This is a genomic window from Pseudomonas sp. AKS31 (genome assembly GCF_023634765.1).
Taxonomy (GTDB): Bacteria; Pseudomonadota; Gammaproteobacteria; order Pseudomonadales; family Pseudomonadaceae; genus Aquipseudomonas.
This window is the reverse complement of the sequence record NZ_JAMLFX010000020.1, coordinates 19,806-42,193: the sequence shown is the minus strand read 5'-3', so window position 1 is coordinate 42,193 and position 22,388 is coordinate 19,806. Positions and strand designations below refer to the sequence as shown.

The window sequence follows — 22,388 nt, the reverse complement described above, 5'->3', positions numbered from 1 at the left end:
CGGCGCCTGGCCTCACACCGTCGAGAGTAAATTCACGGATAACTGAACGCCTTAACCAACGTCAGCTCACCCACCGCCCGCATCGGGATCAAGAACGTCTCCATCTTCTCGCTCGGCGTCCCTTCCTCAGTAATCACCGTCACCTGCGCCGTGGTCAGCGCCTGCACGGCATCATCCCCACCCTCGTCATCCCCGCGATACCCACCGCCGTAGTAATTCACATACACCAGATACTGCCCCTTGATCGGCGCCGGCATGGCGAAGATTTCCGGGCCGTAGCCGGTGGTGACGTCGACATCGAGTGCGCCGCCGTTGGCGGCGCTGCGGTTGCCGTACCAGATGTGCGCACCGTCGGGAGTGATCAAGTGCAGGTCGAGGTCGGTGCCGTCGCTGTCCCATGCCAGCAGTACGCGCAACTTGGCCGGAGTAGCGCCGCCGCTGGTGTTGAGGAATTGTGTGCGGTGCCGTTGCTGGCCGTCGGGACTGCGCACTTCGACGCTGTTGCTGCCGTTGGGGAAGGAGAACGGGCGGTCGAAGCGGCCACTGTCGTCGATTTTCAGCGGCATGCTCACGCCGTTGACGATCAGGCGGCCGGGTTCGTTGTCCTTCCGCGCAGCTTTGATCTCACCGCTGATACGGGCGGTGTTGGCCTGGCCGAGCGGGGTGTTGACCGATGAAGCCGGGTAGTTGACGGTTTGGCGGAAGCTTTCGCCCTCGCCTTCCGGCGCGCCGCTGCGCCAACCTCCGATCGGGGTGTCGAGTTTGACGCCGTCGGCAGCGATGGCTGGCGAGAGCGCAGTCAAGGTGCAGAGCAGCAGCAAGACCTGTGGATAACGGAGTGTCATGGTCTATTCCAGCAAAAGATGACGGGCGAGCCCTTCGATGTAGGTTTCATCCTGGCCGTTGGGGTGAGCTTCAAAGGCCAGGTGCAGATATTCGTGGGTCAGGTCGAGGCGATCCTGCAGGGTCAGTACGCCGCGCACGTAGATACGTTGGCGTTCGCGGTCGACGAAGGGCCTGCCGAACGCCAGTTTGCACACGGCGAAAGTGCTGACTTCGTTGTAGCCGGTTTCGCTTTCCAGTTTCGGGCGCCAGCCGCGTCGTTGTTTCTGCAGCCAGTCTTGCGCGGCGGGCAGTGCCTCGCAGGAGGCGACCGGATTGTCCCAGCGACTGAGGCTGGCGCGCGGATAGGCGTGCAGCAGAATCGCGTCGTAACGCTGACCGGCATTAGCTTGCTCGACGGCTTGTTGCCAGGCGAGTTTGTCCGGGCCGGGTTGATCGGAGTGATAGGTGACGGTGCTGCCGGCCAGCACGAGGTCTGCCGTCCATGCGGCGATGTTGCGGGATTCGGCCGAAGCCGGTCGCGGTGCGACGCGTTGGCGATTGCTGCTGTCGTCGATGCTCAGGCAATCGCCGTTGCGCGTGGCGTTTTGCAGCAGATAAGTGCGAATCGCCACGGCGAGGGCTTTGGCGGCTTCGGCAGGTTCCGGTTTGGCTTCGCGCTCCAGTACGCGGGCGACGTACTCTTCGCGATCAAGCCTGGCGACCAGTTTGTCGTTGAGCAGAAACAGTTCACCGGCGCTGTGGATATCCAGCGCATTGCCATTGGCGAATTCGACGCGGTAGTCGCCTTGCAACGGACCGGATGTGGCGACGCGATCACCCGCTGACACCTTGGAAACCGGGTACTTCGAAAACAGGCTGACTTCGACACAACGCCCCGTCTCAGCGGGCCATGCCGCGGGCAACACCGTCGCCAACGCCTGCCCATAATGGCGCAAGACCATCTGACTGGTGCCTCGCCCACCCGCCCAGACCGGCGAGCCGTCCGCCGTCCAACCGGCGAAACCACCCTGCCGCGACTGCGGATCCTGATCGCCGAGCCAGCTCCAGGTTTTCACCCGCAGGCGTCCGCCGAGTTCGCCGACGACATTGCCATCCGCCGCATTCAGTACCACATCGAGCAACACTCGACGCGCCTGATCCTGCGCCGGTAACGAGGCCAAAACCTTCAGCAACTCAGCCACGGAAACCCGTTGAGCTGGCTGCACCGAGGGTAAATCCAGCAACCACGACGGCGCCCGCCGCGCCTGCCAATACGTGCGCCAATCGGCAGAAGAAATGCCCAACCGCGCAGGCTCAAAATACAACCCGCAGGATTTCACCAACGCCTGATCACGCTCGATCCTGCCACCCGCCGAGCAGCAATAAACCTCTTCCTTCGATTGCCCGCGACATTCATACGCCGGCTCGCGAGCACCGGTATCGACCAGCCACGCATAGACAAACAATTTCCACAGACTGCCAAGCGGCGTATCCAGCGACGTCGGCAACGGTTCACGAGCGATCAGTTGCGTCTGGTTCAGCGACAACAACTCGCCCTTATAGGCCACACGCAACGGCTCATCCTGCGCCGTCGCCAGCGCAGGTATCACACACATCAGCAGCCACAGCAGCGGCCGGGTCATGTCAGTTGACCGTGACCTGACCAAGGGCGGCTTTCGCTTCCTGGGCCTGATGCTGCGGCGCGTAGACCTGTTTGAAACGCACCGGCGGCAGGCTGAACTGGCCCTTCTGCGAGAAGCGCACCAGATGGCGCAGGCGCAATTCGCCGCTCAGCGCATCGACCGGCACCGCGTAGGCCAGTTGTCCCGGTTCGAATCGCGCCTTCTCCAGCGCGGTCGGCTCGGTACCGTCCTTGCCCTGCAACTTGATGCCCCACGTGGTGCGCTCGACATCGGCGCCCGGTGGCAGCGGCACTTCGAGCATGCCGTAGCGCAGCGGTTTCGGCGCTTTGCTGGTGAGGATCACTTCGTCCAGGTACAGGCTGTCACTGGACAGCGGCTTGGTTCCGACCGGCTCCAGTTTGAAAGTGAACGCTTCATCACCCGGCACCAGTCGCGACAGGCGACGGGTGATGGTCACGGCCATCGGATCGACCGCCGGTTGCTGGGTCTGAAAACTCAGTGCCGCGCGTAGCGGGCGCTCTTGCGTGCCGGACACCGTCAACACGCTCGGCACCGGATTGGCGCCTTGCCAAGTCCAGTACATCTCACCGGTAGCGCCGTAGTTTTTCTTCCAGCCTTCACCCGGCGTCAGGGCAATGGTCGGCGAAGCCTGGGCGATGCTGCGTTGCAGCCAGGTCAGCGCCAGCGCACGTTCGAGGGTCGATTGCTGCGGCAACAGTCGCTGCAACAGCGCTTGCGCACGCGCCTGATCGAACGGTTGCAGCGACAGGTTCAGCGCCTCGGCGAACGGTTGCGAGCTGACCGCCAGACGCTGTTGCGCCGCAGCCACTTGACGATTGAACGCATCCGGCAAGGCAACCTTCGACTGTGTGGCCAACGAAGCAGTCAACACCCGCGCCGCCGCCAGACCGAGCGCCGAATCCGGATCACTCATCACCAGACTGTCTTCGCCATCGTCCATCAGGGTTTCGGCGTTGCCTTCACCGGCCTTGGCGAGATCCTCCATCAAGCCGCTGAGCAAGGTGTTCACCGGCAAATGCATCTGCTTGGCGAACGACAGAATCAGCGCGCGTTGCAGCAATGGCGTGTTCGGCGCTTGCTTGGCGTAGACCTCCAGCACTCGCTGCCAATGCTCCGGCGGCAAGGTCAATTCCAGCACCTGACTGGCGTTCCAGTCGGCGTAGTAGGCGTAGGCGGTGAGGAATGCATCCGGTTCACCGTCGTAGCCCCACCAGGTGAAGCTCGCCGACGGCCCGGCCATTTGCACCAGACGCAGACGGCTGTTCTGCATGATCAGACGCAAGCGATCACGGATCTGCGGATTCGATGCCAGCGATGGATAGGCAATGCTCAGCGGCAGCAAACGGCTGGCGGTCTGCTCGACGCCGCCATACGGATAGCTGAGCAGATCATCGAGTGCGGAACGGAACAGCGCTTGCGGACTGTCATCCAGACGCAGGCGAATATCGCTGGCGTCGGCCGGCAGGCTCAACGGTGTGTCACCGCTGGCCACGTCGAGGCTTTGAGTCTGAGTGACTTGCCAGCCGTCACCGGTCGCACTCAGGCGCACGGCGAGGGAGTCGGCGGTCTTGCCGTCCTGCACCAACTCCGCCGTCCATTCGCCGGAAGCCAATGTGAACGCCGGCAGCGGCAGATAATTGATGCCGTTGTTCAGGGTCACCGGCAGACGCTGTTCGGCGCCCGCATAGTGAGTGACCAGTTCAGCCTTGAGCGGTTTCTCGGCCTGACTGAACGCGAACACGCCGAGTTGCGGCTGATCACCCTTACGGAATTTGCTCGGCCCGCTCCACTTCAGGTACAGCGGTTTTTCCGAACGGACGAACTGCTTCTTCTGCCCGACCTGACCATCATCGGCGATCGCGCGGGCGGTGATGCGCCAGCGGGTCAGCGAGTCCGGCATCTTGAAGGTGAAACGGGTTTTACCGTCGGCACCGGTCAACAACTCCGGCTGCCATGCGGCGGTGTCGACGTCTTCACGACGCGGACGCTCCAGCACTTTCACCCCTCGCTCGCTGCGGTTGGCTTTGCCCGGCGCACCGGGGCTGCCCGGCAACGCGACGTCGTAACTGATGAACGACAGGCTGGCACTGGTGCGTACGTTGTTACGGCGCGGGTGATAGAAAAACTGGTCGATGGTCGGCGCGACTTCTGGTTGCAGCGCATAGACCATTTCATCGACGACGCTGACGGTCAGATGCGCCGGTACCGCTTTGCCGGCGAACTGCGTAGTCAGGTCAACCGTGACCGTGTCGCCCGGCAGATACACCGTTTTGTCGGTGCTGATCGCCACGTCGATTTGCGGCGCAACCACCTTGATCCCGGCGTTCTGGAAGCTGTACTGACCGCCCTTGGTGTACAGCACGGAGAAGGTCAGGTTCGGTGCAAAGTTGTCCTTCACCGGAATTCGGGCGCGGTATTGGGTGTCGCTGAGTTTTTCCAGTTTCAGCCAGTCGCCACCCTTGGCCAGCAGCGCGGTGGCTTCGACTTTGTCGCGTTCCAGCGAGAGCAATGCATCGCTGACCGGTTCCGGGAAGGTGATCAGCGCCAGCGCTTCATCGCCAGCCTTGTATTCAGGCTTGTCGAGGACGATTTCCACAGTGCCCGGCACGGCTTTGACGCCATCGCCAGTGACCGAATGCCCGGTGGCGCCGAGGACGCGACCGTGTTGATCTTTCAAGGTCAGGTTGTAAGTGCCAGGGCGTTCGAAGGCCATGCTGAAGCCTTTGTCATTCGCCGCAAGTTTGCCCTCGCCTGTGCTCTGGTCTTCCAGACGCACCCAACCATACGTGCTTGGGGTCACCGCTTTGCTTTGCTCGGTGCCGCCCTCGTTGGCGTAGCTGAACGCAACCTTGTCACCGACTGCACTGAAGCGTTGCGGCGCGCTCAGGCGGAAACTCGCCGCGCCACGGTCGATGAGGATTTCCTTGGTGGTCTTGACCCGATACGCCGCACCATCGCTGGCGAACACGGTGAGCATGTAGCGGCTCGGTTTATCGGCCGCCGGCAGATCAAGGGTCGCGTTGCCTTTGCTGTCGGTGGTCAGTTCGGTGCTGGTCAGTTCCACCGGGAATTGCCCGAGGTATTGCAGCTCGTTGTCAACCATCGACAGTTGCTGGGCGCGCAGGCTCAGGCTCAGTTTGGCGTTGGCCACCGGTTTGCCGTCCGGGTACAGCAGCACCAGACTGCCTTTCACCGGTTCGCCGGTTCGGTAATCCTGTTTGGCCAGGTTCAGCGAAATCTCGAAGTGCGGCTTGATGTATTCCGCCACTCGGAAAGCGCTGCTGTAGGCCTGATCCTTGTAGTTGAAACGAATCTCGTAACCGCCCGCCACCGCGTTGTCCGGCAACTGGAAGCGGCCCTGAGTACCGGCCTTCGAATCGAGCTTCAGGTCGAGGTGTTGCAACTCGGTACCGGTGGCATCGAGTACGCTGACCGTGACATCTGCCGCACCGGGCAACACCGAATCCCGTGCGTTCTTGAACTCGCGACCAACGATTTTCAGCGACACCCAATCACCCGGGCGATACAGCGGTCGGTCGGTGAAGGCATACAGTTTGGTATCGTAGATTTCGCTGTCGTAATAGAAGTTCTCGGAGACGAACACCCCACCCTCTTCGTCCTCGCCAATCACGAACGATCGCTCCGGGCTGACGTGCTTCAGGCGCAGCAAACCATCGGCATCGGTGGCACCGCTGCTCATCACGCCGAGGCCGTCAGTCCACAGCACATTGACCTTCGGCACCGAACTGCCTTCGTGTTTGCGCGCCGCCCAGACCAGCAATTCATCACCGGCAATCTTGCTCACCGCGACGGTGTTGGAAACGAACACCATGGTGGTCGCGCGGTACTTGCCGATCAGCGCTTCGACCAGGTACAGACCCGGCTTCAGATTGCCCAGCGGGATATAAACGTTACCCGGCGCGACACTGACGAAATCACTGGAAGATCCGGCCAGATTAACCCCGGCCGGTGGCTGAATCGGCTTGGCCTGCCACAGCGGATAACGGAACTGGCTGACCACCGGCAGACCCGGGATCAGCGCAAATTGCGGCTGCGCGTCGTACGCGGTCGGCGCGGCGATGGCGTTGCCCATCTTCAGTTCCGGCACTTCTTCGGTGACCTGTTTACGCGATTCATAGGAGAACGCGCGCTGCATCACCCGACGGGATTTGCGGTACCAGTTGTCCCACAAGTACGCGAGGGTGTTGGACAGCCCTTCGCCCTTGAACTGGCCGTCGCTGACCACGCGATGCAGGTTCTTCTGCCGTTTGAGGAAATCCAGCGGCTTGTCGATGCGGTACACGCGGATGTCGGCGCCGCCGTAAGGCTCCATGCGGAAACGGCGGTAGTCACGACCCGGCGCTTCAAGACGCACCATCGCCTGCTCGTCCGCCGCGAAACTGCTGTCGGCGAGCAGGAAGAAGCTTTCACCGGCGACCGGCGTATAACCGCTCGGCTCGACCGAATCTTCGGCGCTGACGATGGCCACTGGCAACAACAGCGCCAGCAGCAGAGGAATTCGGGAGCAGAGTCGCAACATGCGGGCACCGGTCATTGGGAGAGAAAGTTCAGTCGATAGACGCCGATGAAGTTGGGATTGGCTGCGTCGGGTATCCATCGGGTGTCCTTCCATGTCATGAGTTGCTGCAGGCTTGCCGAACGCATGCCGTTGTCTGTGGGGGTAGTGGTGCCGGTGTGATAGGCGATGTAGCGGCCCATCCAGATCATCAGGTGCTGGTCGTCACCCTGATCGAAAAACATCAAGTCACCGGGCCGCGCCTGCGACACGTCGCGGCTGACCAGATGGCTGTTGAACTGAATCAGTTTGATCGCGTTGACGTACGGCCCGACCTTGCCGCCGCCCTGCTGCCATTGCTGAGCGAGCTTGCGCTGCTCATCGCTGAGTGACAGCTCTGGCGGCAGGTAGCGATTGGACAGGCCATTGCTGCGCAGCCATTTGTCGTCGTGGACCTTCAGCGCTTCGTTGGCGGCAAAACGCACCAGGCCGGCACAATCCTGCTGATACCAGCGCGGGCTCGGGCCCTGGCTCAGTTGTTCCTGGGCGATGCGCACGAACCAGGCGCGAAACACCTGGGACTGCGCCGGATCCAGTGCCGGCGCTTCAACGGCGCGGGCGCCAGCACTGAGCAACAGTGCGAGCAAGCCGAGGCTGCGGATCAATGCGGTCACAGCGCTTTCCATTCCAGCGGCAGCCATTGCCAGTGGCCGTCAGGCTCGCTGCCTTCCGGCAGGGTCAGCGCATATTTGCCGTAGCCACCGAGGGTGCGCAGTTTCGGGATCAGGTAGGTTTGCGCGGCGTTGTAAAACACCGGTTCCATGTCCTGGGGCAGGCTGTCGAGGGTTTCCTGCTGCATCAGTTGCGCCATCGAATCCGGGCCGAAGTAGATCGGCATCAGCACGTCTTTGGGCAACACGTCCGCCATCGGCGGGAAGCGTTTATCGAGGGTGCCGAGGGCCTTGTCGACCAGTTTGTCATCGAGGGAAAACAACAGCGTCGAGCCGTGACGGGCGAGGCTGACTTTCATGAACGCCTTGCCGCTGATTGCGTCCGGGTTCTCGGCAGTCTTCGCCGCATATGGGCCGAAGTTGGAGCTGACCTGACGCTGCCAGACGTGGTTTTGGCCTTCTTGCTTCTCAACCACCGGGAACACGTTTTCGTCGACATTGGCTTCGAACGCACCAACCATCGAGCCAAACAGTTTGCCGAGGTCGCCATCGAGTTTGCTGCTGTCTTCGTCTTTCAGACTGGCCACCAGCAACGGCGTGTACAACCGCGAATCGGCGTACCAGCACAGACCTGCCGCGCCGGCCACGTGTTCGGTGAGGGTTTGCGCCACGGTTTCTTCAGCGCCGAGTTTCACCAGCAATGGTTTTTGCGGTTCGGCCGCGACCGGCAGGGTCACGCAGGCACTGGCGCCGAGTGGCATGGCTTGCCAGACCGGTTTCAAATCGAAGTCGGGCTGGTTGTCCAGTTCGTCCATGGCGAGGTAGCTGTGCCAGCCCTTGTCGTCCATGTCGAAACGCAGCCCGGCGAAGTTCGGGATGAAACGCTGATAACCCATGGCGAGAACGCTGGAGTTGACCGACAGGCGCTGCTTGGTTTCCGGGGTTTTCGCCGGCAGACCGAACGCTTCGGGGAACAGTTTTTCGCCGTTGAGCAGCGCCGCCAGCGCCTGTGGCGAAACGTGGCCGGATTCCTCGGAGGCGCCGCTTTCCGGGTCGTAATACTTGGCCGGGTTCGACAGCACCACCAGTTTGTCGCCGTGGGAGGCGAACAGCAGCGCTTTGCTGGCGTTGTAGGTCAGTTGGTACAGCGGCACGCTATCGCCGCCCACTTTGAGTTCGCTCATCTGACTGAGCTGCGTGTCATCCAGCGCTACTTTCGCCAGCGGCTCGAGCAGTTTCGCCAGTCCACCACGATCCATCACCAACAGAAAATCCTTCAAGCGACCATCCGCGCCACGCCACAGCGCAACGTCGGCCGGTTGATCGAAAAGCTGCTCGATCAGGCTGTCCTGCAATTTCAGGTCATGCTCGTAGATGATCCGCCGCAGACTGCCAATCAGCCCCAGGCGGTCGGCGTGGGTTTCGTAATAAAAGACGAAATCTTCGGTCAGCGTGGCCTTGAGGAACGGCACCGTCAGCAGGTCCTTGGGCAACTGGCTCAGCGAGCGGGTCTCCAGCAACGCATCCGGACGACTGAGGCCGAGCTTGTCGCTGGCCAACTCCGCCGGCGGCGCCTTGGGCTTGAGCAGCAGCCAGCCAAAACCGCCCGCCACCCCGGCCACCAGGCACAACCCGGCCAGCAGCAACGGCCAGCGCCGCGAAGGTTTGGCCGCTGGCGTGTCGGCAGCCGAAGTCACAGTGTTATCGCTCATCTTCTCGCTCATTTCCCAAAGCTCAGGATTTCATCCGTGGCGGAATGCTTAATAGTTGAAAGTCTTGACCAGCAGCAGATCACCGATCGCCCGCAGGGGCACGATGAACGTTTCGCGTTTTTCGTCGACGGTGTTTTCGTTGAGCACCAGCGTGATTTGCGAGGTGATCACCTCGTTCTGGTTGCTGGCCTCCTCGAAGTTATAGCCGCCGTTGCCGAAGTTGCCCCAATAGTTGACGTAAACCAGATAGGTGCCGTGCAGCGGCGCGGTCATGGTGAACATTTCCGGGCCGGGGCCATCGACGCCATCCGGGTCGAGACCACCGCCATTGCTCAACGCCGGCCGCGCCCAGAAGGCATGCTGACCGTCGGGCGTGACAATGTGCAGATCAAGCTCGGCTTTCGGATCGTCCCAGCCCAAGACAAGACGAATCCGCGCCGGCGTGCGCGAGTTATTTGCTTCATAAAATTGCACGCGCTTGAGCGACTGGCCTTCGGCGCTGATCACCTCGACGCTGTTGGAGCCAGCGCCAAAGGCATACGGCCGGGCGAAACGGCCCTGGTCGTCGGTGTACAGATTCAATGGATTGCCGTTGACGGCGAGGCTGTGCGGCGGGCGCATAGGGCCGAGGGCCTTGAGCTGGCCCTGAATCATCGTGCGATTGCGCTGGATGCCGCGATCGATCGGCGGCGTCGGGTAGGCGACTTGCGGGTTTTCCGTGCGATCGAGCAAGCCGTGATAGCGCCAGCCACCGACCGGCTCCGACAACTCGGCCGTCGGCGCAGCCAGCAGCGCGGGCGCGCAGGCCAGGCCGATCAGCAACCAAAGAATTGAACGCATGTAATGCCTCCTGCCATGCCTGAACGAAACCTTGCACCCGATCCTCGGTACTTCACAGCGGTGAAAACTGCGTTTCGTCTGAAAGACCCATGAATATGGGGTCGTAGAAGGCGCGAAGATTAGCGATTCGGCGGTTTTTTAACAATCGGATACATGTGCTTTTACTGTAGGAATCACGCCAATCCGGTGGACGGTGAGCCGAATAGCCGTCATATTCGGCTCACAAAATGAGCCGAATAGCTTTTCTATTCGGCTCACGGACTCAAGGCAGGCAACGAATGGCAACTCACTGGATCTGGCAGCAGCCCGATTGGCCCGACTTCAACTGGCAGGCAGAACGCCTGACGCCGTTGTTGCGCGAGTGTGTACAGGCACAAGGTCAGTTGATGGGTATGGCTGGTTCAGTAGGTGACTCTTTGGGGGCTCAGACCGAACTGGATGCCCTTTTGCAGAATATCGTGACGTCTTCGGCCATCGAAGGTGAGCAACTGAATGTCGGCTCCGTACGGTCATCCTTGGCGCGACGTTTGGGCCTGAAGTTTATCGACGGCGATAAAGTCAGCCAACGCAGTGAAGGTCTGGCGCAGCTTATGCTTGATGCCACCCGCCGATTTGCCGAACCGTTGACGCTGGAACGCTTGCTGGAATGGCATCAGTGGCTGTTTCCCGATCAAGAGGCTGACCTTACTGCGCGCTCAATGCATGTGGGTGCGCTACGCGGTGACGAGCCAATGCAGGTGGTTTCGGGTCGCATTGATCGCCCGACCGTTCATTTCGAAGCCCCACCACGCCAAGGTCTTGAACAGCAGCTCGAGCAATTTCTCCAATGGTTCGAGGCCAGCCAGCATCAGACAGCTCTTGACCCGATGCTACGCGCGGGCATCGCCCATTTCTGGTTTGTCACCCTGCATCCGTTCGACGATGGTAACGGCCGCCTGACACGTACCATCACTGATCTGGCGCTGGCACAGGGCGAAGCGCAAGCCATCCGTTTCTACGCCATGTCGGCGAGCATTCTGGAGAATCGTTCCGGCTACTATCGGATTCTGGAGTCAAGCCAAAAAGCCACACTGGATATCACGGAGTGGCTCACATGGTTTCTGCAAACGTTGCTAAGCAGTTTGCAACAAGCCATCACTCGAATTGAAAGCGTGCTGGGCAAGACGCGTTTCTGGCAGGCACACCGAGAGTCTGAACTTTCGGCGGAGCAGATCAAAGTGCTTAACCGCCTGCTAGACGGCGGCGAGCGGGGCTTTGAACACGGCATCAGCGCCGGACAATATCAAGCGGTGGCTAAAGTGTCGAAGGCCACGGCGACACGACATCTTGCGGAGTTGCTGGAGAAAGGTTGCCTGCAACGTCTGCCGGGAGGTGGTCGGAGCACGCGCTATCAGGTCAACTATCCCGACAGAGCTGCACATTAATTCCACTCAGCACAGAACCATTCTTACCCTTGCGGGGGTGACCCGCTCATTTGCCCATAAACCCCCTATCTGCTAGTGTCGCGCCGGTTTAACGTCAACCGGAAACTGCCGCCATGGCCCGCAAAAAAGCTGCACTGGATTTCGAACAGTCCCTCGCCGACCTGCAAACATTGGTCGAGCGTCTGGAGAACGGTGAATTGTCGCTGGAAGACTCGCTGACCGCTTTCGAGCAGGGCATCGGCCTGACCCGTGACTGCCAGGCAGCGCTGGCGCAAGCCGAGCAGAAGGTGCAAGTGCTGCTGGAGCGCGATGGCGAACTCGCCGAGGAACCCTTCGACGCGGAACAGCCAGAATGATTGCGGCGTATACGGCGAGTAGCCAGACCCGGGTTAACGCGGCGCTGGAAACCCTGTTCAACGCGCCGTTGCCAGAGTTGGCGCGGCTTTACGAAGCCATGCGCTACAGCGTGATGAACGGTGGCAAGCGCGTGCGTCCGCTGCTCGCCTACGCGGCATGCGAAGCACTGGGCGGCAATGCCGAGCAAGCCAACGGCGCGGCCTGCGCGGTTGAGCTGATCCATGCCTATTCGCTGGTGCACGATGATTTGCCGGCGATGGACGACGACGATTTGCGTCGCGGCCAGCCAACCACTCACAAAAAATTCGATGAAGCCTGCGCGATTCTTGCCGGTGACGGTTTGCAGAGTCTGGCCTTCAGCGCCCTCCTCGACCCGCGCCTGAGCGACTGCAGCAGCGATATCCGCCTGCAAATGGTCACTGCCCTGGCTAACGCCGCCGGCCCGGCAGGCATGGTCGGCGGTCAGGCCATCGACCTTGGTTCGGTCGGCCTCAAACTCGATCAGAAAGCCCTCGAACAAATGCACCGGCACAAGACCGGCGCGCTGATCGAAGTCAGCGTCAGACTCGGCGCGCTGGCCAGCGGCCGTGCCGAACCGGATGAACTCAAGGCCCTGCAGACTTATGCACAGGCCATCGGTCTGGCCTTTCAGGTGCAGGACGACATCCTCGACGTCGAAAGCGATACCGAAACCCTCGGTAAACGCCAGGGCGCCGACATCGCCCGCGACAAGCCGACCTACCCGGCGCTACTCGGTCTCGACGCTGCCAAGGCTTACGCGCTGGAGCTGCGCGATCAGGCCCTGCACACCCTGCGACCGTTTGACGCGGCGGCCGAGCCATTGCGCGAGCTGGCCCGGTATATCGTCGAGCGGCGCAACTGACGGCGTATCCGCCAAAAAAGACCAACGCGTGGGCAGGGGGCGATGCATCAGGTAAACTGCCGCATCTTTTATACCTATAACGATTCGCCTGATGCCCACGACGTTTCATGAGATTCCCCGCAAGCGCCCGACCACGCCCCTGCTCGACCGCGCGAATACGCCGGACGGCCTGCGCCGGTTAGGCGAAGCCGAGCTGGAAACCCTGGCCGATGAGTTGCGCCTGGAATTGCTCTACACGGTCGGTCAGACCGGTGGGCATTTCGGTGCCGGCCTGGGCGTGATCGAGCTGACCATCGCGTTGCATTACGTCTTCGACACGCCGGACGACCGTCTGCTGTGGGACGTCGGGCATCAGGCGTATCCGCACAAGATCCTCACCGGTCGCCGCGAGCGCATGGGCACCCTGCGCCAGAAGGACGGCATTGCCGCTTTCCCGCGTCGCTCCGAGAGCGAGTACGACACCTTTGGCGTCGGCCACTCCAGCACATCGATCAGCGCAGCACTGGGCATGGCCATCGCCGCCCGCCTGCAGAACAGTGATCGCAAGGCAATCGCGGTGATTGGTGACGGCGCATTGACCGCCGGCATGGCTTTCGAGGCGCTGAACCACGCGCCGGAAGTCAACGCCAACATGCTGGTGATCCTCAACGACAACGACATGTCGATCTCGCGCAATGTCGGCGGCCTGTCGAATTATCTGGCGAAGATCCTCTCCAGCCGCACCTACGCGAGCATGCGTGAGGGCAGCAAGAAAGTCCTGTCGCGCCTGCCCGGCGCCTGGGAAATCGCCCGGCGCACCGAAGAATACGCCAAGGGCATGCTGGTCCCCGGCACCCTGTTCGAGGAGCTGGGCTGGAACTACATCGGTCCGATCGACGGCCACGACCTGCCAACGCTGATCGCCACCCTGCGCAACATGCGCGATCTGAAAGGCCCGCAGTTCCTGCATATCGTCACCAAGAAAGGCAAAGGCTTCGCCCCGGCGGAAGTCGACCCGATCGGTTACCACGCCATCACCAAACTCGAACCACTGGACGCTCCGGCCGCCGCGCCGAAGAAGGCCGGCGGTCCGAAGTATTCGGCGGTGTTTGGCGAATGGCTGTGCGACATGGCGGCGGCTGACCCGCGTCTGGTCGGGATTACCCCGGCGATGAAGGAAGGCTCGGATCTGGTGGCGTTCAGCGAACGCTTCCCGCTGCGCTACTTCGACGTGGCGATTGCCGAGCAACACGCGGTGACGTTCGCCGCCGGCATGGCCTGCGAAGGCGCAAAACCGGTGGTGGCGATCTATTCGACGTTCCTCCAGCGCGGTTATGACCAACTCGTCCATGACGTCGCGGTGCAGAACCTCGACGTGCTGTTCGCCATCGACCGTGCCGGTCTGGTCGGCGAAGACGGCCCGACCCACGCCGGCAGCTTCGATCTGTCGTACCTGCGCTGCATCCCGGGCATGGTCATCATGACCCCGAGCGATGAAAACGAACTGCGCAAGATGCTCACCACCGGCCACTTGTACAACGGCCCGGCGGCGGTGCGTTACCCACGCGGCACCGGTCCGAACGCGACCATCGACAAAGACCTCGAACCGATCGAAATCGGCAAGGGCGTCGTCCGTCGTCAGGGCAGCAAAGTCGCTCTGCTGGTGTTCGGCGTGCAACTGGCCGAGGCACTGAAGGTCGCTGAAAAACTCGAGGCCACCGTGGTCGACATGCGCTTCGTCAAACCGCTTGATGAAGCGCTGGTCCGCGAGATTGCCGAGCGCCACGAATTGCTGGTGACGATCGAAGAGAACGCGATCATGGGCGGCGCCGGCGGCGCGGTCAGCGAGTTCCTGGCGCGGGAGAACATCCTCAAGTCGATGCTGCATCTGGGCTTGCCGGATATCTACGTCGAACACGCCAAGCCTGCGCAAATGCTGGCCGAGTGCGGGCTGGATGAGGCGGGGATCGAAGCGTCGATTCGTGAGCGTCTGGAATTGCTCAACAAGTAACACGCAATACCCCTGTGGGAGCGAGCCTGCTCGCGAAAGTGGACCGTCAATCAACGCAGTGTTGACTGATGCACCGCATTCGCGAGCAGGCTCGCTCCCACATTTGATTTGTGTACGTCAGAAATACCCAACGGACCACCGATGAACCTCTCGCGCCTCGCCCTGCCCTTCCTCCTGCTGCCAGCCGCGGACGCTCTCGCCGACACCTTCGAACGCGACCAAGCCCTGAAGCTGCCCGACACGCTGATCAGCGCCAACCGCCAGGTCGAAGCCCGCAACGACAGCAGCGCCGCCAATACCGTGTTCACCCGCGAAGACATCGATCGCCTGCAACCGAGCGACGTGCCGGACCTGCTGCGCCGCGTCCCCGGCGTGCAAGTGGCGCAGGCCGGCGGGCGCGGCAGCCTGCCGGGGATCTACATTCGCGGTACGCAGTCGGCGCAGAGTCTGGTGCTGGTCGATGGTCAGCGCATCGGCAGTTCCACTTCCGGCGACAGCAACCTGCAGCATCTGAACATCGAGCAGATCGAACGGGTGGAAGTGCTGCGCGGTTCGCGATCGGTGATTTACGGCAGCGATGCGATTGGCGGGGTGATTCAGATCTTTACCCGGCGCGGCACGGAGCAAGGTTTGCAGCCACGGATGCACGTCGGATTCGGCAGCAACCAGACTTGGGAGCGCAGCCTCGGCTTGTCCGGCGGCGATGAGAAAACCCGCTTCAACCTCGGCGCCAGCCTTGATGAAACCGCCGGGGGTGACCGCACTCACGCGTCGTACCCAAGCGATGCGGATGAAGACGCCTATCGCAATAAATCCGTCAGCCTGAGCCTCAGCCATGCGCTGACCGATGACATCGAAATCGGCGCCAATCTGCTGGATAACCGGGGCAAGAACGAGTTCGACAACCCGTTCGGCCGCTTCGACATGAATACGTTCGAATCAGTCCAACAGCAGCCGTACAGCGACTTCAATGTCAGCAGCGTCAGCAGCTATGTCGATGCACGGGTCAACGAAACCTGGAAAACCCGCGTCGAATTCGGCCACACCGAGAACCGCGAAAAGAGCCTCGACAAGCTCAGCGACGAACGCACCGTTTTCAACACCTACCGCGACTCGGTGAATTGGCAGAACGATCTGACGCTGGATGCGCGTAACAGCCTGATCCTCGGCGGCGACTGGTACGAAGACCGGGTCAACAGCAGCACCGCGTTCGACGAAGACAGCCGCTGGAACCGCGCCGCATTCATTCAGCATCGTTATCAGGCCGACAGTTTCTCCACAGAACTGGGCTTGCGTCACGACGACAACCAGCAGTTCGGCAGTCAGAACACCTGGAGCGGCACCTTTACATTGCCGCTGAACCCGGACAACGATCTGTTGCTGAGCTACAGCGAAGGCTTCCGCGCACCGACTTTCAACGATCTGTACTACCCGGATTTCAGCAACCCGGATTTGAAACCGGAAACCTCGAAAAGCTATGAGCTGCAGTGGCGCAGTCAGTTGACTGACAGCAGCCGTCTGGAGGCGTCGATCTATCGTACGGATTTGCAAGACGCGATCATCTTCGGCAGCAATTCACGGCCGGAGAACGTCGCTTCGGCGCGGATCAACGGTTTTGAAGCGGCACTGAAGCAGGAGTTGTTCGGCTGGCAGAGCAACCTTGGCGTTTCGATCATCGATCCGCGTGATCGCGATACCGGGCACACGTTGGCCCGGCGTGCGCGGCGCACGTTGAGCTGGGATCTCGATCGTCAGTTTGACCAGGCCAGCCTCGGCGCCAGTTGGCAGGCGGTCAGCAGCAGTTATGACGATCTGAAAAACGAGCAGCCGCTGGGTGGCTATGCGCTGTTCGGCTTGCGCAGCAGTTGGGCGCTGAATCGCGAGATCAAGCTGGATCTGAAGGTCGATAACGTTTTCGACAAAGGCTACAGCCGGGCGAATTACAGCTATGACGGCAGCCAGTATGGTTATCGCGAGGAAGGTCGCGTGTGGATGTTTGGCGTCACCTGGACTCCCGAAATCCACAGAAATCCACTGTAGGAGCTGCCGAAGGCTGCGATCTTTTGATCTTGATCTTCGGCGAGTCCGATTCCGTCATAAAGCAAAATCAACAGATCGCAGCCTTCGGCGGCTCCTACAGGGTTACCTGTCCGGCGCGATCAACTGGCAGAGCTTGGCGGTGGCACTGATCATTTGACCACTTGGGCGTTCGAGGCCTTTGTCGGTGACCAACAGTAATTGCTGCTGTTTTACAGCCGCCACCTGCGGCCAGGCGCTCCATGCATTCAACTGCGCCTGATTACCCGCCAAAATCACCTCAGGATCGCGCTGCAACACCGCCTCGATACTCACCTGCGGCGCCGGCAGACTCAGGTCGCGAAACACATTCCGCGCCCCGCACACCTCCAGCGCATCACTGATGATTTGCCCGCCACCGACGGTATACAGGGGCTTGTCCCACACCTGATAAAACACCCGCAACGGCACTTCCCGGCGATAGCGCTGGCGTAGCTCCGCGAGTTGTTGGCGCAGTTCGGTCGCTCGCACCACCCCACGCGCAGGTCGCCCCAATCGCGCGGCAATGGCTTCAATCTGGGTGGCGAGTTGCTCAAGAGAATGCGGTTCGGCGACGAAGGTCGGGATGCCCAGGCGCTTGAGCTGATCACGCTGCGCCGGGCCGACACTGCCGGGCCACAGCAGCAATAAATCAGGTTTGAGGCTCAGCAACTGCTCCATATCGAGCTGGCCATAGCGGCCGACAGAAGGAACGCTGGCAATCGCCGCTGGCCGCTCACCGGCATCCAGCACCCCGACCAGCAGATCAGCCGAATTCAGCTCAACGACAATTTCAGAAAGCGACGGGGCGAGGCTGACAACCCGCAGTTGCGCCAACGCAGAGCCACTGACGGCCAGCACCAGCAGCGCCAGCCAGAGACGACGCATCAGCCGAGTTGACGCGGGATACGGTAGAGATAAAACAGTACCGCCGTGGACAACGCCAGCAGCATCAACGGTACGGCTTCAAGACCGACAAACACCGCCAGTGCGCCGATCCACGCCGGCAAAGCTGCCGCCAGAAACGCCGCACGACGACGGGCTGCGAGAGCAATCCACGCGGCGGGCTCATCTGGGGTATCAAGGGCTTTTTGCGTAGCGATCAGCGCATGTTTGTAACGGCCGAAAAACTTCAGGCTGACAAACATTGATGCCACGCCGGCAATAAAGAACGGCATCGCCAGTACCGGCAGAACCCCTTTGCCCTGACCAAACAACGCGTTGAGCACGAACAGCGGCACCAACGCCAGCGCGAGGTATTTCCACCAATCAACCGACAATCGGCGCCGCACCTGACCCCGTGTCACGCGCGATCAACCTCGCCTTGATGCTCGTTGCCCATCATGTGGTCGAGCTTGCTGGCCTTGGTCGCCAGATAGAGTTTGTTATGCGGGTTGTGACCGGTGTGCAACGGCACGCGCTCGGCGACGGTGATGCCCATGTCGGTCAGGGCTTTGACTTTGCGTGGGTTGTTGGTCATCAGACGCAGGGACTTGACGCCCAGATGCTCGAGCATCGGCAGGCACATGGCGTAGTCGCGCTGGTCAGCGGCAAAGCCCAGACGCTCGTTGGCTTCAACGGTGTCGGCGCCGCCATCCTGCAACTCGTAGGCACGGATCTTGTTCAACAAGCCGATGCCACGACCTTCCTGACGCAGGTACAGCAACACACCACGGCCTTCACGGGCGATGGCCTTAAGCGCGCCTTCCAGTTGCGAGCCGCAGTCGCAACGCTGGCTGAACAAGGCATCGCCGGTCAGGCATTCGGAGTGCAACCGGCCGAGTACCGGGGCACCGTCGGCAATTTCACCCAGGCTCAGCACGACGTGCTCGCGGCCGGTGGCTTCATCGAGAAAACCGTGCATGGTGAATTGCGCAAAAGGCGTTGGCAGCTTGGAAGCGGCGACAAAGACGACAGGCACCGGTGTGCTCCTGATCTAAAGAGTCTGAAAATTCGCAGGCCGGCATTGTAACAGCAGCTTCCTACCGGCGCTTAGGCTGAATTATCGGGCATAACGATCAAAAAGTTTGATAACTACCCGGTCGACATGGATCCCTGCAGGAGCTGTCGAGTGAAACGAGGCTGCGATCTTTTGATCTGGTTTTAGAATCAAGATCAAAAGATCGCAGCGTGCCGCAGCTCCTACAGGGGATTCGTCGCGCCCGTAGTGAACGGATACGGCTGCTTCCACTTCTCGAAGATCGACTTCAACTCGCCGCTCTTCACCAACTGCTCCATACGCTGGTCATACAGTGCCATCAGCGCCCGCGCCTGCGGGGTGTCGGCAAAGCCGAGATACAGCGGCAGCTCGGCCAGGTGTGAATAGCGATACTGCGCCGGATCGGCTGCGATTTTCACCACGGCTTCAATCTCGGTCAGCGCGTCGATGTAGTAATCCGCCCGCCCCTGCTTGAGCATCGACAGAATCCCGGTACGCCGCTCGATCTGGTTGTAGCGTTTGATGTTGGGCAGGTAGTTTTCGTAGCGATAACCGCGCACCCAGGCCAGGCGATACTTGCCCAGCGTCGCTTCGGTGGGCACCGGATTACTCGCCAGGCCCAGTGCGTAAATGTGGTCGGAATCGAAATTCCAGCGCGGGTACAGGACTTGCTCGGCTTCGTCGCGGTAGGAGCCGACCAGCGCGTCGACCTCCTTCAACTGCACCAGCCCGACCGAACGGGTGTAAGGCACGCTGCGGATATCCAGCTTGACCCCGGCCGGTTCGAACACCTTGCGCAACACGTCCCAGCCCAGGCCATGGCCGTCGGCAGCGGTGTAATCTTCCCAGTCTTCGCTGGCCAGATGGATGACCGCAGGCGTCGGCGCAGCTTCCTGCGCACCAGTCACAGTGCTCAGCAAAGCCAAAACCACGAGTGCCAACCAGCGCCGAGCCATCCCTAGTCCCCTCACTTGCCCCTGATATCCCTTGGAATCAGGCGAAAATCCACACCAGCCCCTGCATCGCCAGCCAGGCAAACACACCGGCCAGCACGTCGTCGAGCATGATGCCGACACCGCCATGCACATGCCGGTCGATCCAGCGAATCGGCCACGGCTTGAGAATGTCGAAGAAACGGAACACCAGAAAACCCGCGAGCAACCAGTACCAGCCTTCCGGCACCAGCCACAGAGTGATCCACATCCCGACCATCTCGTCCCAGACGATGCCTTCGTGGTCGTGTACCCGCAAATCGTCGGCGACTTTGCCGCACAGCCAGAAGCCGAACAGCATGGTGATCCCGAGCATCAGCCAGTAACCCCAGTCGGGCAACATCTGCCACAACGGGATAAAGGGTAGCGCAACCAACGAGCCCCACGTGCCCGGCGCTTTCGGCAAGGTGCCGGAACCAAAACCGAACGCGAGGAAATGCCAGGGATTGCGCCAGACCGACGGCGGAACGAATTCGGCCGGAACCTGTTTCGGGTGATCTGTCACGGTGTCTCCTGAAAATGTTGATAACCCCGGATTTGCGGGGTGATGTCGTGCCCTTCGCGATCCAGCAGAACCACGCCCTGACCTTCTGATACGCGACCGATCACATGGATCGGCCAGCCATTGGCCAGCAGCGCCGGCAACTCGACGGACGGCAGGGTAAAGGCCAGCACGTAATCATCGCCACCGCTCAGCGCGGCACGCTCGGCGCCGCGCTGACCGAGATACGCCACTAATGCATCCGACAGCGGTACGCGCTCGCGTTCAATCTCAAGTCGCACCTTCGACGCCAGCGCAATGTGGCCGCAGTCAGCAAGGAGGCCATCGGAGATATCCAGCGCAGACGTGGCTTTGCCGCGCAAAGCCTGGCCAAGGGCGAGTTGCGGCTGCGGCGACCAGTAATGATCGAGCAGCGGTTGGGCGATATGCGCTTCGGCCTCACGCTGCCCCAGCACCAGCGGCAAGGCGCCGGCGGCATTGCCCAGCTCACCGCCGACGCAGAGCAAATCGCCCGGTTGCGCGCCGCTGCGGGTCAACGCCTGACCGGCCGGAACACGACCGAACACCGTTACCGTCAGGCTCAACGGCCCACGCGTGGTATCGCCGCCCACCAGCGCCACGCCGCAGTTCTGCGCCATGCGGTTCAAACCGCGGGCATAGGCTTGCAGCCAATCGGCGGTCACCGTCGGTACAGTCAGGGCAAGGGTAAAGGCAACGGGCGTGGCGCCCATGGCGGCCAGATCGCTGACCGCCACGGCCAGCGAGCGCTGACCGAGAAGAAACGGATCGCAGGGGTCGGCGAAGTGCACACCGGCCACCAGCGTATCGGTAGAAATCGCCAACTGCTCCCCGGAAGGAACAGCGAGCAAGGCGCAGTCGTCGCCGATCCCCAGCGCAACGCCTTCGCCGCCCTGCGCACAAGGCGCGGCGGCGAAGAAATTGCGGATCAGCTCAAACTCGCCCATGGCTGAGACAAAGTGCTCAAGCGCCGATCAGCGCTTGAACGCCTTCACTTCAGCTTCACGCAGGCGCGGGGCCAGCTTGTCGAGCACACCGTTGACGAACTTGTGGCCGTCGGTCGAACCGAAGACTTTCGCCAGCTCGATGCCTTCGTTGATCACCACGCGGTACGGCACGTCGACGCGCTTGAGCAGTTCCCAGGTCGACAGGCGTAGCACGGCCAGTTCAACCGGGTCCAGCTCTTCGATCGCCAGGTCCAGGCAAGGCGTCAGGGCGTTGTCGATTTCGGTCTTGAACTGCGGAACCCCGTGGAGGATTTCGCGGAAGTAGGCACCGTCGACATCGGTGAAATCGTTATCAACGCGAAACTGCGCTTCGATCTCGTTCAGCGATTGCTTGGCCATGTGCCACTGGTACAGCGCCTGGGTCGCGAGCTGACGGGCTTCGCGACGCTTGACGCTTTTCGAGGGCTTGCCGGCATCCGCAGGTTTCGGATCGCGCGGGTTGAAACGATCGCTTTCGTCGCTAATCACTTGGCCTCCAACTGCGCCAGCAGGCTGACCATTTCCAGAGCGGACAGCGCAGCTTCGGCACCTTTGTTACCGGCCTTGGTGCCGGAACGTTCGATGGCTTGCTCGATGGAATCAACGGTCAGGACGCCGAAGGCAACCGGAACGCCGAACTCCATGGACACCTGGGCCAGACCCTTGGTGCACTCGCCTGCCACGTATTCGAAGTGCGGAGTGCCGCCACGAATGACCGCGCCGAGGGCGATGATGGCTGCGAATTCACCTTTCTGGGCGACTTTCTGCGCAACCAGCGGGATTTCGAAGGCGCCAGGTGCGCGGATGATGGTGATGTCGCTTTCGCTCACGCCGTGGCGAACCAGGGCATCAACTGCACCGCTGACCAGGCTTTCAACGACGAAGCTGTTGAAGCGGCCCACTACCAAAGCGTAGCGGCCTTTAGGGGCGATGAAGGTACCTTCGATGGTCTTCAGGGTCATTCGTCAGTTCTCTTAAAGAGCCGGGACGCGTCTGCTACGCGTCCCTCAGTGA

Annotated in this window: 19 protein-coding genes; 5 read left to right on the top strand and 14 right to left on the bottom strand. The window is 61.4% G+C overall.

Annotated elements, in window-relative coordinates:
* Positions 1 to 32: 32 nt before the first annotated feature.
* From M9827_RS26480 to M9827_RS26455, 6 genes are read right to left on the bottom strand one after another with little or no spacing between them, the layout of a single operon-like run.
* Positions 33 to 845 carry a YfaP family protein gene (locus M9827_RS26480; RefSeq protein WP_250608113.1) on the bottom strand — a complete coding sequence of 271 codons (813 nt, stop codon included), beginning with the start codon at positions 843 to 845 and terminating at the stop codon, positions 33 to 35.
* 3 nt (positions 846 to 848) lie between these two features.
* Positions 849 to 2,468 (bottom strand): DUF2300 domain-containing protein, encoded by a 1,620-nt coding sequence (locus tag M9827_RS26475; protein ID WP_250608111.1) that lies wholly within the window; start codon positions 2,466 to 2,468, stop codon positions 849 to 851.
* A gap of 1 nt (position 2,469) precedes the next feature.
* The gene (locus M9827_RS26470) at positions 2,470 to 7,044 is read right to left on the bottom strand and encodes an alpha-2-macroglobulin family protein (RefSeq protein WP_250608109.1); all 4,575 of its coding nucleotides are present in this window, start codon (positions 7,042 to 7,044) and stop codon (positions 2,470 to 2,472) included.
* Positions 7,041 to 7,691 (bottom strand): DUF1175 domain-containing protein, encoded by a 651-nt coding sequence (locus tag M9827_RS26465; protein ID WP_034153738.1) that lies wholly within the window; start codon positions 7,689 to 7,691, stop codon positions 7,041 to 7,043. Before M9827_RS26465 ends, M9827_RS26470 begins: the two co-directional genes overlap by 4 nt.
* Positions 7,676 to 9,388, bottom strand: a complete 1,713-nt coding sequence (locus M9827_RS26460) for a DUF2138 domain-containing protein (RefSeq protein ID WP_250608108.1) — start codon at positions 9,386 to 9,388, stop codon at positions 7,676 to 7,678. The genes M9827_RS26465 and M9827_RS26460 overlap by 16 nt, the downstream gene beginning before the upstream one ends.
* Positions 9,389 to 9,436: 48 nt before the next feature.
* Positions 9,437 to 10,228 (bottom strand): YfaP family protein, encoded by a 792-nt coding sequence (locus M9827_RS26455; RefSeq protein WP_250608107.1) that lies wholly within the window; start codon positions 10,226 to 10,228, stop codon positions 9,437 to 9,439.
* A 278-nt stretch (positions 10,229 to 10,506) separates the two neighbouring features.
* Here M9827_RS26455 and M9827_RS26450 point away from each other — a divergent pair, with 278 nt between their 5' ends.
* From M9827_RS26450 to M9827_RS26430, 5 genes are all read left to right on the top strand, one after another.
* The gene (locus tag M9827_RS26450; RefSeq protein WP_250608106.1) at positions 10,507 to 11,652 is read left to right on the top strand and encodes a Fic family protein; all 1,146 of its coding nucleotides are present in this window, start codon (positions 10,507 to 10,509) and stop codon (positions 11,650 to 11,652) included.
* Positions 11,653 to 11,765: 113 nt separating this feature from the next.
* Positions 11,766 to 12,008, top strand: a complete 243-nt coding sequence (locus M9827_RS26445; protein WP_003228627.1) for an exodeoxyribonuclease VII small subunit — start codon at positions 11,766 to 11,768, stop codon at positions 12,006 to 12,008.
* Positions 12,005 to 12,892: a (2E,6E)-farnesyl diphosphate synthase gene (gene ispA, locus M9827_RS26440; protein ID WP_250608105.1), complete on the top strand. Its 888-nt coding sequence runs from the start codon at positions 12,005 to 12,007 to the stop codon at positions 12,890 to 12,892. The genes M9827_RS26445 and ispA overlap by 4 nt, the downstream gene beginning before the upstream one ends.
* A 91-nt stretch (positions 12,893 to 12,983) precedes the next feature.
* Complete coding sequence (dxs, locus tag M9827_RS26435; protein WP_250608104.1) at positions 12,984 to 14,882, top strand: 1-deoxy-D-xylulose-5-phosphate synthase; 1,899 nt, start codon at positions 12,984 to 12,986, stop codon at positions 14,880 to 14,882.
* A gap of 141 nt (positions 14,883 to 15,023) precedes the next feature.
* Positions 15,024 to 16,922 carry a TonB-dependent receptor domain-containing protein gene (locus M9827_RS26430; RefSeq protein ID WP_250608103.1) on the top strand — a complete coding sequence of 633 codons (1,899 nt, stop codon included), beginning with the start codon at positions 15,024 to 15,026 and terminating at the stop codon, positions 16,920 to 16,922.
* 102 nt (positions 16,923 to 17,024) lie between these two features.
* On the opposite strand, the gene M9827_RS26425 is transcribed toward M9827_RS26430, so the two are convergent.
* The 8 genes from M9827_RS26425 to ribH form a co-directional block, all read right to left on the bottom strand.
* Complete coding sequence (locus tag M9827_RS26425; RefSeq protein ID WP_250608102.1) at positions 17,025 to 17,825, bottom strand: cobalamin-binding protein; 801 nt, start codon at positions 17,823 to 17,825, stop codon at positions 17,025 to 17,027.
* Positions 17,825 to 18,244 (bottom strand): MFS transporter, encoded by a 420-nt coding sequence (locus M9827_RS26420; protein ID WP_250608101.1) that lies wholly within the window; start codon positions 18,242 to 18,244, stop codon positions 17,825 to 17,827. Before M9827_RS26420 ends, M9827_RS26425 begins: the two co-directional genes overlap by 1 nt.
* Complete coding sequence (ribA, locus tag M9827_RS26415; RefSeq protein ID WP_016984117.1) at positions 18,241 to 18,858, bottom strand: GTP cyclohydrolase II; 618 nt, start codon at positions 18,856 to 18,858, stop codon at positions 18,241 to 18,243. The genes M9827_RS26420 and ribA overlap by 4 nt, the downstream gene beginning before the upstream one ends.
* Positions 18,859 to 19,079: 221 nt before the next feature.
* The gene (locus tag M9827_RS26410; protein WP_250608100.1) at positions 19,080 to 19,832 is read right to left on the bottom strand and encodes a substrate-binding periplasmic protein; all 753 of its coding nucleotides are present in this window, start codon (positions 19,830 to 19,832) and stop codon (positions 19,080 to 19,082) included.
* A gap of 37 nt (positions 19,833 to 19,869) precedes the next feature.
* Positions 19,870 to 20,373: a phosphatidylglycerophosphatase A family protein gene (locus tag M9827_RS26405; RefSeq protein ID WP_007910933.1), complete on the bottom strand. Its 504-nt coding sequence runs from the start codon at positions 20,371 to 20,373 to the stop codon at positions 19,870 to 19,872.
* Positions 20,370 to 21,335, bottom strand: a complete 966-nt coding sequence (gene thiL, locus M9827_RS26400; protein ID WP_250608099.1) for a thiamine-phosphate kinase — start codon at positions 21,333 to 21,335, stop codon at positions 20,370 to 20,372. The genes M9827_RS26405 and thiL overlap by 4 nt, the downstream gene beginning before the upstream one ends.
* A 27-nt stretch (positions 21,336 to 21,362) precedes the next feature.
* The gene (nusB, locus tag M9827_RS26395; protein WP_123448286.1) at positions 21,363 to 21,863 is read right to left on the bottom strand and encodes a transcription antitermination factor NusB; all 501 of its coding nucleotides are present in this window, start codon (positions 21,861 to 21,863) and stop codon (positions 21,363 to 21,365) included.
* Entirely contained in the window at positions 21,860 to 22,336 is a 477-nt protein-coding gene (gene ribH, locus M9827_RS26390) for a 6,7-dimethyl-8-ribityllumazine synthase (protein WP_003228649.1), read from the bottom strand. The genes nusB and ribH overlap by 4 nt, the downstream gene beginning before the upstream one ends.
* Positions 22,337 to 22,388: the final 52 nt, after the last annotated feature.